This is a genomic window from Vitreoscilla sp. C1 (assembly GCF_002951955.2).
GTDB lineage: Bacteria > Pseudomonadota > Gammaproteobacteria > Burkholderiales > Neisseriaceae > Vitreoscilla > Vitreoscilla stercoraria.
The window spans coordinates 1187350-1202390 of sequence record NZ_CP019644.2 but is presented as its reverse complement, the minus strand read 5'-3'; the positions used below and the strand labels follow the sequence as shown (position 1 = coordinate 1202390).

The window sequence follows — 15041 nt, the reverse complement described above, 5'->3', positions numbered from 1 at the left end:
GGGCGTCCTGTAAACGTTTACAGGACGCTTGTTCAGGTTTTTATTGGGTAACGGCACGCAATTCGGTCACGCTGCGGCGTTTGTGACCGAGCAAGGCATTGACGTCATTGGCTTTGGGTTTGACCAACACAAATTGGTCGATATAATTTTCCCAATTGGCCAAAATGCGTTCGCCCACCGCACTGTGGGTGTATTCCACATGGCGCGCAATCAAGCCGCGCAAATGTTCTTGGTGCATCGGCAAATCCGCAATCGACAAACCTTCGACCATTTCGCCATTGATGCGGCCTGTAAAACCACCATCCACATCCAAAATGTAGGCAAAACCACCGGTCATGCCTGCGCCAAAGTTGATACCCGTTTTGCCCAATACCGTCACCACGCCGCCTGTCATGTATTCACAACCGTTGTCGCCGATGCCTTCCACCACGGCAGTTGCACCTGAGTTGCGCACACCAAAACGCTCACCAACACGGCCTGATGCGAACAATGCACCACCTGTGGCACCGTACAAACAAGTATTGCCCGCGATGGTAGCGTCTTCTGCTTTGAAAGCAGTACCGCCATGAGGGCGAATGACAATTTGTCCGCCTGCCATGCCTTTACCAACATAATCGTTGGCGTCTCCCGTCAAATACAAATTCACCGAGCCTGCGAGCCACACGCCAAAACTTTGGCCAGCGGTGCCGTTAAAATGCAAATCAATGCTGTGTTCGATGCGACCACGATTGCCAAATTGTGCGGCAATCAAACCCGAAACCGTGGCACCAACTGAGCGGTCAAGGTTGCAGATATCAAAGTGTTGTTGTACGTTTTTGTGGTTGGCCAAAGCATCGGTCGTGGCTTCCACAATCGCACGGTTCAATTCGCCTTTGTCAAATGGCGGATTGGTTTGGGTGCAAAAGCGTGCCGAACCTTCAGGAACGACAGGTGCGTACAACAATGCCGATAAATCCAAACCTTTTTGCTTGTTGGTTTTGCCTTCGATCAATTCCAATAAGTCGGTGCGACCAATCAAATCGGTTAATTTTGCCACGCCCAAAGATGCCAAAATTTCACGCACATCTTGCGCAATGAATTGGAAGTAATGCATCGCTTTTTCAGGCAAACCATGGAAATGTTTGCGGCGCAATGTATCGTCTTGGGTAGCCACGCCTGTGGCGCAATTGTTCAAATGGCAAATGCGCAAATAGCGACAACCCAAAGCCACCATCGGACCTGTACCAAAACCAAAGCTTTCTGCACCCAAAATCGCGGCTTTGACAATGTCCAAACCTGTTTTCAGGCCGCCATCAACTTGCAAACGCACTTTGTGGCGCAAATTGTTTTCAACCAATGCTTGCTGCGCTTCGGCCAAACCCAATTCCCATGGGCTGCCTGCGTATTTCACCGATGTCAAAGGCGAAGCGCCTGTACCGCCGTCATAGCCTGAAATGGTAATCAAATCGGCATAGGCTTTGGCCACGCCTGTGGCAATCGTACCTACGCCTGGCAAAGACACTAATTTTACTGAAATCAAAGCTTTAGGATTGACTTGTTTCAAGTCAAAAATCAATTGTGCCAAGTCTTCGATAGAATAAATATCATGGTGCGGAGGCGGAGAAATCAAGGTTGAACCCGGTACGGCATAGCGCAATTCGGCGATGTAAGGCGTGACTTTATCGCCCGGCAACTGACCGCCTTCACCAGGTTTGGCACCTTGTGCGACTTTGATTTGAATCACATCCGCGCTCATCAAATACGCAGGTGTCACACCAAAGCGTCCTGAAGCGACTTGTTTGATGCGGGATACTTTTTCCGTGCCGTAGCGTTTTGGGTCTTCACCACCTTCGCCTGAGTTGGAAAAACCACCCAAACGGTTCATCGCAATGGCCAAAGCTTCGTGTGCTTCTGGGCTTAATGCGCCAATAGACATCGCGGCTGAGTCAAAGCGTTGGTACAAGTTGGTTGCAGGCTCGACTTCGGCAATGTCGATGGCTGTGGCGGCTTCGGTTTTGATGCGCAACAAATCGCGAATGGTGGAAGCTGGGCGATGGTTGACCACATCGCGATACGCCAAATAGTCTTGGTAATCGCCTGAATTGACTGCTTTTTGCAAAGTATTGACCACATCAGGGTTGTACATATGGTACTCACCTTGCGGTTTGTATTTGAGCAAACCGCCTGCATCCAAAGTTTTGCTTTGACGCCACGCGTCTTTGTGCCATTTTTTCAAATCGCCTTCTAACTCAGGGAAGCCCGCGCCATTGATGCGGCTGACCATGCCTTTGAAGCACTCATTCACCACTTCATTGCCGATGCCGACCAATTCAAACAAGCGTGCACAACGGTAAGATGACACAGTCGAAATACCCATTTTCGACATGATTTTGTACAAGCCTTTGTTGATGCTGTTGCGGAAGTTCGCTGTCACCACACGCAAAGGTTTGGCAATCGCACCGCAAGAGACCATATACGCCAAAGATTCATATGCCAAATATGGATACACGGCAGTCGCACCCAAACCGATTAAGACCGCAAAATGGTGTGGGTCACGCGCTGAGCCCGTTTCCACCACAATATTGGCATCACAACGCAAATTGGTTTCCACCAAGCGCTGTTGCACTGCACCAACAGACAGCGGCGCTGGAATTTGAATCAAATCTTTGCCAATCTCACGGTCTGAAATCACGAGCAAAACCGCACCGTTTTGAACCGCTGCAACCGCTTCATCGCACAACTGTTTGATAGCGTCTTGTAAAGTCGTGGTGTTAGGGTTGTAAACGGCTTTCAAGACTTGGTGTTGGTAGTCTTTCGCTGGCAAACGCAACAATTGTTGCATGTCTGAATACAATAAAATTGGGGATTTGAAATTCACGCGGCTGGACATGCCTTCGGCTTCAAAAAACACCGACATTTCACGCCCAATGGAAGTGGCTAAACTCATCACGTGTGCTTCACGCAATGGGTCAATAGGCGGGTTGGTCACTTGGGCAAAATATTGGCGGAAATAGTCATAAACCAAACGTGGACGCTCAGAGAAGACCGCAAACGGCGCGTCATCACCCATAGAACCGACGGCTTCTTGACCGTTTTCACCCATCACCCGCAACACAGTTTCCAATTCTTCTTGGTTGTAACCGAATTGTTTTTGATAAATGGTTAACTCATCTTGATTCAAAGACGCATCACCGACTTCGTCTTCAGGCATTTGCTCAAATGGCACCAAGCGCAAGACATTTTTTTGCAACCAATCTTTGTACGGATGGCGTGCTTTGAGCTCGTTGTCGATTTCGTGTGAGTGCAACATTTTGCCAGTACGGGTATCAATCACCAACAATTGACCCGGACCGACGCGGCCTTTGTCCAATACTTCGTCAGGTGCATAATCCCAAATACCCACTTCGGATGCGATGGTAATCAATTTGTCTTTGGTAATCACATAGCGAGCAGGGCGCAAACCATTGCGGTCCAAGGTACAGGCCGCATAACGACCATCGGACAATACGATGCCCGCAGGACCATCCCACGGTTCCATGTGCATGGAATTAAAATCGTAGAATGAACGCAAATCAGCGTCCATATCTGGGTTGTTTTGCCATGCAGGTGGCACGAGCAAGCGCATCGCGCGGAACAAGTCCATGCCGCCGTTGACAAACAATTCCAACATATTGTCCAAAGAACTAGAATCTGAACCTGAGTTGTTCACAAATGGCGCTGCCGTTTGTAAATCGGGAATCAATGGGGTGCGGTATTTGTAAGCACGTGCTTGTGCCCAAGCTCGGTTGGCGGAAATGGTGTTGATTTCGCCATTGTGTGCCAAATAACGGAATGGCTGAGCCAATTTCCATTGTGGCAAGGTGTTGGTTGAGAAACGTTGGTGAAACAAGCAAATTGACGATTGCATGCGCAAATCACCCAAGTCCAAATAAAACTTAGGCAAGTCTTTAGGCATGCACAAGCCTTTGTAAATGGTAACTTGATTAGACAAGCTGCAAACGTAAAAATCTTCGTGGCTGATGCGCTTTTCAATGCGGCGGCGCGTGATGAACATGCGGCGTTCCATGTCTTTTTCACGCCAGCCAGCTGGGGCATTGACAAACACTTGGCGGATGCGTGGCATGCTGGATGCGGCAATCGAACCCAAGATGCTTTCGTTGACAGGCACATCACGCCACCAAGCGACCTGTAAGGTTTCTTGCAAAAATTCGTCTTCAATAATATTTTTGAATTCTTGCTCTAAAGCGTCGTCTTGGGGAAAAAAAATCATGCCGACTGCAAATTGTTTTGCTAAGTGGACATGATTTTCTTCGGCTACGGTTTGGAAGAAGGTTTTTGGTAGTTGTAATAATAGACCGCAACCATCACCTGTTTTTCCATCTGAGAGTATGGCTCCGCGATGTTGCATACGGGATAAGCCTAAAATGGCTGTACGCACTACTTTGTGGCTAGGCTGGCCTTCTAAGTGTGCAATCAGGCCGAAGCCACAGTTTTCTTTTACTAAGGAGCGATCGTGCAACATAATTTCTGCGACCTTTCTGACGCTGGTCTGGTGTCGATGAGGAGGTTGTTGTTTTTAAACTTGGGTTTATAAACATACAGAAAAATGTTGCTGTGCGTCAAAGGTTTTTTGCACTGCGGAACTGTCTCAAAATTGTCATTGCTATCAAATGTCTAAGCTAAATATTTAAAAATACTCACTTTTATATTTCAGCTCGTTTTAACAGATGATGCCGTTTTTACAGGCAGTTTTATATGGATTATGCTAAAAAATAAATACAAAACTACTTTGAATAAAGATAAAAAGCCTTGATTTAGCAATATTTTGGCAGAAAGGGCTAAGATAAAAAATTTGGTAAAATTTAACGCTTGGATTTGAAGAAATTTTGCATTAAAAGTCGACAATCGTTCGCCAAAATGCCGCTGAAAAATGCGCTGTGGTGATTGAGTGATTTGTGATTTTGCAATTGTAATTGGCTCTGCACAGCCCCCATTTTGGCTTCGGCAATGCCATAAAACACCCGTTGGATTCGAGATTGCAATAAAGCGCCACAACACATGGTGCAAGGTTCAACCGTGACATACAAATCACACTCAGACAAACGATACGTACCCAAAATTTGTCCTGCTCGTTGCAAAGCCAGCATTTCGGCATGTGCGCCCACAAAATGCTGCTGTATGCATTCATTGTGTGCAGCGGCAATGATTTTTCCATCATGCACCACGACGGCACCAATTGGAATTTCGCCCATATCAAAAGCCCGTTGCGCTTGCCTTAAGGCATGTTGCATATGGCTTTTTTGTTCGACTAAGGGTGGCGGTAAACGTATGGGCGGTAAGGCTTTATAAGCGTCCTGTAAAGCTTGTTTGGCGTCACTGTCCAATTGCTGCACAGGCACACCGTGGCACAATGCACCCAATTGCCATAACACGGTAGAAGTCACGGTTAAACCTGAGGCTTTGAGCTGTGCAAAGGCTGTGGCTGCACCCATTTGCTGCAAATCGTCGACCGTGTGAAGGTTTAATGTGTGTAAGCGTTGCACCACCGAGGGACTTAAAGGTGGCGTACTGAGGGAGGTATTCAAATAAGCGTCCTGCTAATAAAACTGCCCGCAGCAACGCGGGCAGTGGTTAAGATAATCATCCGATGGATATCAATCTTCAGTGTTGTTTTTGTCTTTTTCTTTCTTGGCTTCGTCCAATTTTTTCTTGTCCATGCCTTTACCCATGGCTTCTTGATACGCGCTAGGGTCTTTGAGCAAAGACAAAGCTTTGGCCAATTGCTCGTCTTTGGCAGGGTTGGGAATGCGTGAACTTAAAATATCTTCGGTACTGTTTTTCTTGTCTTTGGATTTGTTTTTATCGTCTTTGTCAGCTGGCGTGACGCTGGATGTGTCACTGGCCGCTTTTACAGGTTCTTCATCGTATACGACAATGCCGCCTTTGTTTTCTTCACCACCATTTGGATTGGCAATGTGACCACGGTAATCGGCTTCACGGTATTCAACAGTACGGGTTTTGTCTTTGACTTCGACATCGGGCAAAATACCTTGCGCTTGAATCGAACGGTCGTTAGGCGTGTAATACAAAGACGTGGTCAATTTGATGCCACCGCCATTGGACAACGGTAATACCGATTGCACCGAGCCTTTGCCAAACGATGGTGTGCCGACCAAAACCGCGCGTTTGTGGTCTTGCAAAGCACCTGCAACGATTTCAGAGGCAGAAGCTGAGCCTGAATTAATCAAAATCGTGATTGGAATGTCTTTTAAATTGGCAGGCAAACCCGCTAATGGGTCTTTGCTTTCACCCATAGCATAATCGTCTTGGGTGGCTTTGAGTTTCATGCCTTCTTTGCCATCGCGACCTTTGGTGCTGACAATTTTACTGCCTTCAGGCAAGAATGCTGCCGATACGCCTACCGCACCTGTGAGCAAACCACCAGGGTCATCACGCAAATCCAAAATCAAACCTTTGAGATTGCCTTTGTTTTCTTTGACCAATTTTTGAATATTTTCATTGAGCAAGGCAACAGTCGGTTGTTGGAATTGAGTAATGCGCACATAACCAATGCCCGGTTCAAGCAAATGACTGCGCACGCTGCGTACTTTGATGACGGCACGGGTTAAATTCACGACAATTGGTTGAGTGGCATCTTTGCGTGACAAGGTCAAGGTGATTTTGGTATCAGGCTTGCCTCGCATCAATTTCACCGCTTCAGTCGTCGACATGCCACGGGTAGAGGTTTCGTTGATTTTGGTAATATAGTCGCCACTTCTGACACCCGCACGTTCAGCAGGCGTATCTTCAATAGGCGCAATGACTTTGATAAAGCCATCTTCAGAGCCGATTTCCATGCCCAAACCACCAAATTCGCCGCTCGTATTTTCTTTTAAATCGACAAAATCTTTAGGCGACATGTAATCAGAGTGAGGGTCCAAACTGGAAACCATGCCTTGGATGGCACTTTCTAGCAATTTTTCATCATCGGTGACTTCAACATAATTGGCCTTAATTTGACCATAAGCCTCAGCCCAAGTACGGATGCCTTGAACTGGCAAACTGTTTTTGTCTTGTTCGTTGGCAAAGCTTTGCACACTCAAGCTCAAGACAATGCCTGTTAGAGTGCCAAAACCATAGATGGCGAGTTTTTTCGCAGTATTTTTTTGCTTTGTCATTAAATTTTTACCATTCTTCAACAAACTCATTCAGGGCATTAGCATATTCACTTTTGCCATAACAAACAACCACAGCGCAGTAAATGTTTGCTAAACAATGTTTTTAACCCACCCACGATAAAGGGTTCATCGCACGGGTTTGGTAGCGCACTTCAAAATATGTGCCTTGCTCACCGCTAGGCAAGCGACCACTGCTGCCTATTCGTGCGCGCGAGGTAAGTTGTTCACCTGTACTCACTTGTATGGATGCCAAACCAGAATACACTGTCATGTAACCACCATCGTGATCGACAATCACCGTACTGCCATAGCCTTGCAGCGTTGCGGCATATACTACTTCGCCTTCGGCTACGGTGTGTACGCTTGCACCTTGATTTTGGATGAAAATGCCTTTCCAAGTGCCGCCTGAAGGACGTGCGCTGCCAAAGCGTCCTGTAATCATTCCCGTAGCAGGCAAGGCCATACGTCCTTGCATTTGGCTAAAGCGATGGCTAGGCGCACTGGCAGCCGTTTGGATAAAAGCGTTTGCATCCAAAGCCATGTCTTCGGCAGTCAAGCTGTGCTGAGTATTGGGAGTATTTAATTTGGGTAAAGTTTTGGGTTTGGTGGTAACAGCTTGATTGCTGACAACTTTAGGCAGTGTTTTTTTGATAACTTTGGGTTTGGCTGCTTGCTGTCGGTTCAGGCGAGCGAGCAAAGTTTGCAAGCGTTTTTCGTCTTGTTTTAAATCTTGAATGTGGGCTTGTTGTTTGGCAATATTGTTTTGCAAAACAGTGTGTTGTTTGGCTTGACCTTGACGTTGGCTTTGTAAGCGTTGATGTACTTTAGTGCTTTGTTGTTGCAATTGTTGCAGTTTGGCATGTTCTGCGGCAATTTTTGTCTGTTGAGCGTCGATTTGCACCATGTGTTGCTTCAAATCGCGCAAAACCTGTTCATTGGCTTGGTGCAAATAACGCAAATAGGCAATATGGCGACCTTTTTGGTTGGGATTGCTGTTTTTGAGCAATAAAACCACCGCTTCAGGCTGCTTGTTTTTGTATTGGCTATTGAGCAAGCGTTGTGCTTGGGCTTTGTTGTGTTGGTTTTGGGTTTGCAATTGGGATAATTGCAATTGCAGTTGTGACAATACTTCTGCTGATTGGCGTTGCTTGAGCGTCAGTTGCGCCAATTCATGGCTTGCCGCTTGCAGGGCGGTTTGGGTTTTTTGAATGTCGGTGTTGAGTTTTTTCTGCTCTTGTTTGTGTTCGCTGAGGGTTTGCTCAGCTTGTTTGAGCTCTTGCTGTACGGCTTGAACATCTTGACTGGCCTCAAGATTTTGCGCCGATGGCGCCGCCGTGTTTGCCCACAATGCCATGCTGGCACTCAGAGCAAACACAGAACCAAATAATGGAATCCATTTCATGCGGCGCATTACCTCAGGTTAAGGTTTAAGCAAATTGAATCAAGTTTTGACCGCTCATCTCAGCAGGTGGCGTCAAACCTGCCATCGCCAACAAAGTCGGCGCGATGTCTTTTAACGCACCGCCTGTTTGAATCGTTGCAGGACGACCCACGTAAATGAATGGCACAGGTTGGGTGGTGTGTTGTGTGTGTGCTTGGCCATTGCCGTGGTCAAACATGTTTTCACAATTGCCATGGTCTGCCGTAATCAACACTTCGCCACCTGCGGCAATCACCGCATCGACCACTTGACCGACACAGGTATCCAATGCTTCCACCGCTTTGACTGCCGCTTCAAATACGCCAGTGTGTCCGACCATGTCGCCATTGGCAAAATTGCACATGATGAAGTCAAAACGGTTGTTTTGTACTGCTTCTACGATGTGTTGTGTCACCACAGGCGCATTCATTTCAGGCTGCATGTCATAAGTTTTCACTTTTGGAGACGGCACCAAAATACGCTCTTCGCCTGCATACGGTTCTTCACGACCGCCGCTGAAGAAATACGTCACATGCGGGTATTTTTCGGTTTCGGCAATGCGCAATTGCGTCAAACCTTGAGAGGATACAAATTCGCCCAAACCATTGCTGATTGATTGTGGTGCAAACATTACAGGGTGGGTGTATTGTTTGCCGTAGCTGGTTAAGCTGGTGTAGTAAGCGATTTTTGGCTGTTTGGCACGTTCAAAACCATCAAAATCTGCATTGAGCAAGGCTTGGGTGATTTCGCGCGCACGGTCGGCACGGAAATTCATATTGATGACCACATCGCCGTCTTCAATCACCATGTTCGAATCAATCAATGTCGCTTGTACAAATTCGTCGTTTTCACCGCGCGCATAAGCGTCCTGTAAGGCTTGAACGGCTGAATTGGCACTGAATGGTGCAGCAACGCCTACCAAAGCGTCATAAGCGGTTTGCACACGCTCCCAACGGTTGTCACGATCCATTGCAAAAAAGCGACCCACAACCGTACCAATATGCACTTGTGGGTGTGCTTTGGTATAGTCTTGTAATTGGGCTAAATACGCTTCGGCGCTTTGCGGTGGTGTGTCACGACCATCTAAAAATGGGTGCACCACAATCGTTGCCACGCCAGCTGCCACCGCAGCATCCAATACAGCAAAGAAATGGCTGATATGACTGTGAACGCCACCGTCAGACAATAAACCTATCAAATGCAATTTTTTGCCATTGGCGTATTTGAAAGCGTCCTGTAAAGCTGCGTTGTCTTTCAAAGTATTTTCTTCCACCGCCATATCAATGCGGGTGATGTCTTGCTCAACAATGCGACCTGCGCCAATATTCAAGTGACCGACTTCAGAATTACCAAATTGACCACGCGGCAAGCCGACCATGCGTTCAGAGGCATCAATGGTGCCAAAAGCGTAGTCTTTCATCAAAGCGTCCAAGCGCGGGGTGTTTGCCGCAGCGATGGCATTGTCTTCGATTTCAGTACGATAGCCGAAGCCGTCTAAGATGAGCAAAACGATGGGTTTGGTAATATTCACGTCACAGACCTTTATACAGACACAGTAAAATGAGCACTGCGTGCACGCAGTTTTTCAATTGAGAGCGCAATTATACGTTGTAAGACTTGTCAAATTCAACGACAGCACCATATAGACAGTCAATTGTAACTGCAATTGAACACATTAAAGAGGTGTCATCATGACCAAAACCAACCAAAAAATAGAAAATTTGGCCAATTATTTTCTGATTGCCATGCCCAATATGGACGATACATTTTTCAGTGGCAGCGTGGTGTACATTTGTGAACACAATGAAGACGGTGCGATGGGCGTGGTGATTAACAAACCATCACCATTAACCATGAACCAATTGTTTGAAGCCATACAACAGCGCACGCCATTGCAATACGATGAACAAGCGGTCTTGATGGGCGGTCCTGTACAAGTCGATAGAGGCTTTTTATTGCACACGCCTGTGGGAGATTGGGAAAGCAGTGTTTTGGTCAGCGAAGACATCGCTTTTACCACTTCACGCGATATTATTGAGGACTTGGCACACAATACTCAAAACACAGAAGCCAAAACTTTGGCCACCATTGGTTATGCAGGTTGGAAAAAAAACCAGCTTGAAGACGAGTTGGCGAAAAATGCTTGGCTGACGGTCAAAGCAGACCAACACATCATGTTTGATTTGCCTGTTGCGGAGCGTTACAACGCTGCTTTGCAATTGCTTGGTATCAATCCTGCCAATTTAGTACAAGGGGCAGGACATGCTTGAAGCACCACGCGGGACGACTTTGGGTTTTGATTTTGGTGCTGCGCGCATTGGTGTGGCGCAAGGCGATGCCGAAGTGGCAATGGCGCATCCGATTGTCACCATCAGCGAAACGGAAAACAGCAAAAAGTTTGCAGCAGTGGAAGCTTTGATCAAAGAATGGCGTCCCAAACAATTGGTGGTGGGTTTGCCTGCACACATGGATGGCGTGGAGCATGAAACCTCGGCTTTGTGCCGCAAATTTGCGCAACGCTTGAATGGGCGTTTTGGTTTGCCTGTGTATTTGGTCGATGAGCGTATGTCGTCAGTCTATGCTGAAAGCCTGCTTGCCGAGGCGAATGTGTTTGGTCGAAAACAAAAAGCCTATTTAGACCAAGTGGCCGCCCAAGCGATTTTGATGACGTTTTTTGAAAATGGCGCGATGGAATTGGTAGAGCGCAAAGCAGAGTCTTAAAACATCGACAGCAACCTATTCATGCATGGCAAATGCGTTTTGAATGTCAAAGCGTCCTGTAAACTTACAGGACGCTTTGTTTTGGTTTGAATGCTTGTGTTTAAGATTGATGCAGTTTTTCGGTGGCGTGTTGCTCAAACAACGCCAAACTGTGTGGGTTTAAGCCGGTTAAGCTCACTTGTTTGCCACTGCTGCGCCATTTTTTGAGCATGTCATCCATCGCTTGCACACTGGTTAAATCATGAATGTGGGCGTGGGTGAAATCCAAAACGACGGTTGATTGGTGCATTTGATTGGCAACAAACGCCACTATTTGTGGGACGGAGCTGAAAAATACCGCGCCTTCAACGCTGTAAACGCTGTGTCCTTGGGCATTGCTGGTTGCTGAAATGTGCAATTGTCGCTCTAGTTTGTTCATTAAAAACAGCGCTGACAACACTACGCCCAACAACACACCCACCGCCAAATTGTGTGTGGCCAAAACCGCCAAAACCGTTGCCACCATCACGATATTGCTACTCAAAGGGCGTTGGTGCATTTGGGTGATGGATGCCCAATCAAATGACGAAAACGCCACCATGAACATCACTGCCACCAAAGCCGCCATGGGAATGAGGGCAATCACATCGCCCAAAAACACCACCAACACCAATAAAAACACGCCTGCGCTGAAAGTTGACAAACGTGTGCGTGCGCCTGATTGGACGTTCATCAACGATTGCCCAATCATCGCACAACCTGCCATGCCGCCCATCATACCGCTGACGATGTTGCCCATGCCTTGACCTTTGCATTCGCGAAATTTGTCGCTTGGGCTTTGGGTGATGTCGTCCAAAACGGTTGCCGTCATCATCGATTCAAGCAAACCTACCACCGCCATCGCCAACGAATAGGGCAAAATTATCATGAAAGTTTCCCAATTGAAGGGAATGTTGGGTAACAAAAACACAGGCAAAGTGTCGGGCAAACTGCCCATGTCACCAACGGTTTTGGTTTCTATACCCAATGCAAACACCAAAATGCTTAACAAGACAATAGACACCAATGGCGCGGGCAAAAGCTTACCGATTTTGGGTAAATAAGCAAATCCATATACCATCAATAAGCCCAACACCACCAACACATACATGCTGGCATCAGCACCGACAAAATGCGGCAATTGCGCCATGAAAATCAAAATGGACAAAGCATTCAAAAAGCCTGTCACTACTGATTTGGAGACAAAACGTATCCATTTGGCCAATTTCAAATAACCGATGACAATTTGCAATATGCCTGCCAAAACGGTGGCTGCAAGCAAGTATTGCAAGCCATAGTCTTTGACCAAACCGACCACAAGAAGCGCCACAGCACCTGTGGCAGCAGAAATCATGGCAGGGCGGCCGCCTGCAAAAGCCAATGTGATGGCGATGCAAATGGAGGCGTACAAGCCAACTTTCGGGTCAACGCCTGCGATGATGGAAAAAGCGATGGATTCGGGAATCAGTGCCAGACCGACCACCAAGCCTGATAAAACATCGGCGCGGATGTTGGAAAACCAATGGGTTTTGAGTTGCGATAACATGGATAACCTGTGTGAGACATTCAAAATAAGGCGATGAATGGTCTGAAAAAAGGGCTTATTTTAACATTGTTGTTTTGTGAATGAATAAGCGTCCTGTAAATGTTTACAGGACGCTTAGTGAATGAAATCATTTTGAAACAAAGATGTTATGCATCAATGTCCAAATAATGATGCGTTTTGCCTGTGGCACGTTCTACGATGGCAACACCAAAACCGTTGTTGGTTTCAACATCTAACCAGCCTGCATTTTGTTCGTTCAAACCTGCATTTTGTAAAGCTTGGTCGATGTCATTAACACGCGTGGGTGCCAGTTGTTTTAATTGGGCTATGGGTTTGATGGCGTTTTGTAAAACTTGCAATTGTGGCTGCGCTAAAGTTTCATAAAAACGTGGCATATACGCAAAGCCAAAACCTGCGCCAGCGCTGTCCATGATGGCGCTTTGTAGTTTGGCATCTTGTTCAGGATATTGGGCTATCGCTGCGACAGGACCTTGCCATGAAACGTGCTGAAATGGGGCTTGTTTGCCCAAAGCCAATTCATGTTCTTGCATGTGTACGGCATTGATGATTTCAATTTTTTTGCCGGTGAAAACTGCAAACGCAGGACGACCATCAATAATGGCGTGCAAACCAATGCTCAAAGCCGCCACTTGCACTGTGCCTATGATGGCAAAATCCCAAAAGCGTTCGCGTTTGGATTTTTTAATAGAATAGACAATCAAGGTGATGATGGGACCCAAAATCACATCACAACAGACCAATACCGTGAAAAAGCGTAAGCCACCTGCCAAAGTGAGTAAACCATCTGGATACCACATTTGGGTCATCAACACAAAAATGGTGGTGGCAATCAATATGCAAATCAATAAGTGGATGCCTGCGGCTTTGAATTTACTGGCCCAAAACCCATCGGAGCGAGGTTGGGATTTGTTGGAGTCAATCATATTGTCGGCAATCGGGTTCATGGTTTCAATCACAACAGTGGTCATGGTTTTAAGAAGGCAAAATTATATGCTGCAAAACATGAAATTTGAATAGTTGTATGGCGCTTGTGTATTTAAGTGGTGTTCATCAGGCTACGAGAAAATATTGGTGCCTGTATTTGAATAATGGGTGTGCGGTATCGGTATCGGCTTTGAAAAGCATTTTATTGCAAACTTTTAAATGGATGCCAACAGTGTGCGTTTTGTCAGTTTGAAAATCATAATGATTGAAATAATCTGTCGTCCGTTGCACAATTGCTGTTATACCCAGCTTGTCAACGAAAGCAATCATCTAAATGAATATTGAAAACGCACAAGAACGTGCAGAAATCTTGGCAGAAGCCCTGCCATATATCCGCAAATATGCTGGCGCGACCATTGTAGTCAAATACGGTGGCAATGCCATGACCGATGAAAAGCTTAAAGAAGGCTTTGCCAAAGACATCGTGTTGTTAAAACTGTGTGGCATGAATCCGATAGTGGTGCATGGTGGTGGCCCGCAAATCAATCAGATGTTGGAAAAAGTCGGCAAGCATGGTGAATTTGTACAAGGTATGCGCGTGACCGATGCCGAAACCATGAATGTGGTGGAGATGGTTTTGGGCGGTTCGGTGAACAAAGAAATCGTGTCTTTGATTAACCAATATGGCGGTAAAGCCGTGGGTTTGACGGGCAAAGATGGTCATTTTATGAAGGCCAAAAAACTGTTTATCAACACACCAGATAAAAATGGCGTCGACATCGGTCAAGTGGGCACGATTGACACCATTGATGGGACTCTAATCAGCGGCTTGGCAGAAAAAGGCTATATTCCTGTGATTGCACCGATTGGTGTGGGTCGACTGGGCGAAGCATTTAATATCAATGCCGATTTGGTTGCAGGACGCTTGGCTAAGGAGTTGGCAGCAGAGCGTTTGATTATGATGACCAATACGCCCGGGATTTTAGACAAAAACGGCGAATTGTTAACCGATTTAACCCCAGCTTTGGTCGATGAATTGATTGCAGATGGAACCTTAAGCGGTGGAATGTTGCCTAAAATTGCATCAGCTTTGGATGCAGCCACCAATGGTGTGAAAGCCACCATCATCATCGATGGTCGTGTGCCACATGCTTTGTTGTTGGAGTTGTTTACAGACTCGGGCGTAGGTTCTATGATTTTGGAGAAGTAATTCTGATAATGCGTCGTGCCGCTG

At 46.6% G+C, this 15041-nt stretch carries 10 protein-coding genes; 3 read left to right on the top strand and 7 right to left on the bottom strand.

What is annotated here, in order from left to right:
• Nucleotides 1–40: 40 nt before the first annotated feature.
• The 5 genes from gltB to gpmI form a co-directional block, all read right to left on the bottom strand.
• The gene (gltB, locus tag ADP71_RS05850; RefSeq protein ID WP_171460976.1) at nucleotides 41–4501 is read right to left on the bottom strand and encodes a glutamate synthase large subunit; all 4461 of its coding nucleotides are present in this window, start codon (nucleotides 4499–4501) and stop codon (nucleotides 41–43) included.
• A 340-nt stretch (nucleotides 4502–4841) separates the two neighbouring features.
• Nucleotides 4842–5564: a tRNA adenosine(34) deaminase TadA gene (gene tadA, locus ADP71_RS05845; protein ID WP_237343047.1), complete on the bottom strand. Its 723-nt coding sequence runs from the start codon at nucleotides 5562–5564 to the stop codon at nucleotides 4842–4844.
• Between the two features lie 69 nt (nucleotides 5565–5633).
• Complete coding sequence (locus tag ADP71_RS05840) at nucleotides 5634–7157, bottom strand: S41 family peptidase (protein WP_237343046.1); 1524 nt, start codon at nucleotides 7155–7157, stop codon at nucleotides 5634–5636.
• A gap of 103 nt (nucleotides 7158–7260) precedes the next feature.
• Complete coding sequence (locus tag ADP71_RS05835; protein WP_171460974.1) at nucleotides 7261–8559, bottom strand: murein hydrolase activator EnvC family protein; 1299 nt, start codon at nucleotides 8557–8559, stop codon at nucleotides 7261–7263.
• A gap of 25 nt (nucleotides 8560–8584) precedes the next feature.
• Entirely contained in the window at nucleotides 8585–10108 is a 1524-nt protein-coding gene (gpmI, locus tag ADP71_RS05830) for a 2,3-bisphosphoglycerate-independent phosphoglycerate mutase (protein ID WP_019957751.1), read from the bottom strand.
• A gap of 160 nt (nucleotides 10109–10268) precedes the next feature.
• Between gpmI and ADP71_RS05825 the strand changes: the two genes are divergently transcribed.
• Nucleotides 10269–10847: a YqgE/AlgH family protein gene (locus ADP71_RS05825; protein WP_019957752.1), complete on the top strand. Its 579-nt coding sequence runs from the start codon at nucleotides 10269–10271 to the stop codon at nucleotides 10845–10847.
• On the top strand, nucleotides 10840–11298 hold the full coding sequence (ruvX, locus tag ADP71_RS05820) for a Holliday junction resolvase RuvX (RefSeq protein WP_104931713.1): 459 nt from the start codon (nucleotides 10840–10842) through the stop codon (nucleotides 11296–11298). Before ADP71_RS05825 ends, ruvX begins: the two co-directional genes overlap by 8 nt.
• 100 nt (nucleotides 11299–11398) lie before the next feature.
• On the opposite strand, the gene ADP71_RS05815 is transcribed toward ruvX, so the two are convergent.
• Both ADP71_RS05815 and ADP71_RS05810 read right to left on the bottom strand, forming a co-directional pair.
• Complete coding sequence (locus ADP71_RS05815; RefSeq protein WP_104931712.1) at nucleotides 11399–12862, bottom strand: SulP family inorganic anion transporter; 1464 nt, start codon at nucleotides 12860–12862, stop codon at nucleotides 11399–11401.
• Between the two features lie 146 nt (nucleotides 12863–13008).
• On the bottom strand, nucleotides 13009–13851 hold the full coding sequence (locus ADP71_RS05810) for a hypothetical protein (protein WP_171460973.1): 843 nt from the start codon (nucleotides 13849–13851) through the stop codon (nucleotides 13009–13011).
• Between the two features lie 290 nt (nucleotides 13852–14141).
• Here ADP71_RS05810 and argB point away from each other — a divergent pair, with 290 nt between their 5' ends.
• Nucleotides 14142–15017: an acetylglutamate kinase gene (gene argB / locus ADP71_RS05805; protein WP_019957756.1), complete on the top strand. Its 876-nt coding sequence runs from the start codon at nucleotides 14142–14144 to the stop codon at nucleotides 15015–15017.
• Nucleotides 15018–15041 lie beyond the last annotated feature (24 nt).

Coding starts and splice junctions, on each gene's coding strand:
- gltB (WP_171460976.1), bottom strand. CDS start 4,501: ATGTTGCACGATCGCTCCTTAGTAAAAGAAAACTGTGGCTTCGGCCTG.
- ADP71_RS05840 (WP_237343046.1), bottom strand. CDS start 7,157: ATGACAAAGCAAAAAAATACTGCGAAAAAACTCGCCATCTATGGTTTT.
- ADP71_RS05835 (WP_171460974.1), bottom strand. CDS start 8,559: ATGAAATGGATTCCATTATTTGGTTCTGTGTTTGCTCTGAGTGCCAGC.
- ADP71_RS05825 (WP_019957752.1), top strand. CDS start 10,269: ATGACCAAAACCAACCAAAAAATAGAAAATTTGGCCAATTATTTTCTG.
- ruvX (WP_104931713.1), top strand. CDS start 10,840: ATGCTTGAAGCACCACGCGGGACGACTTTGGGTTTTGATTTTGGTGCT.
- ADP71_RS05815 (WP_104931712.1), bottom strand. CDS start 12,862: ATGTTATCGCAACTCAAAACCCATTGGTTTTCCAACATCCGCGCCGAT.
- ADP71_RS05810 (WP_171460973.1), bottom strand. CDS start 13,851: ATGACCACTGTTGTGATTGAAACCATGAACCCGATTGCCGACAATATG.
- argB (WP_019957756.1), top strand. CDS start 14,142: ATGAATATTGAAAACGCACAAGAACGTGCAGAAATCTTGGCAGAAGCC.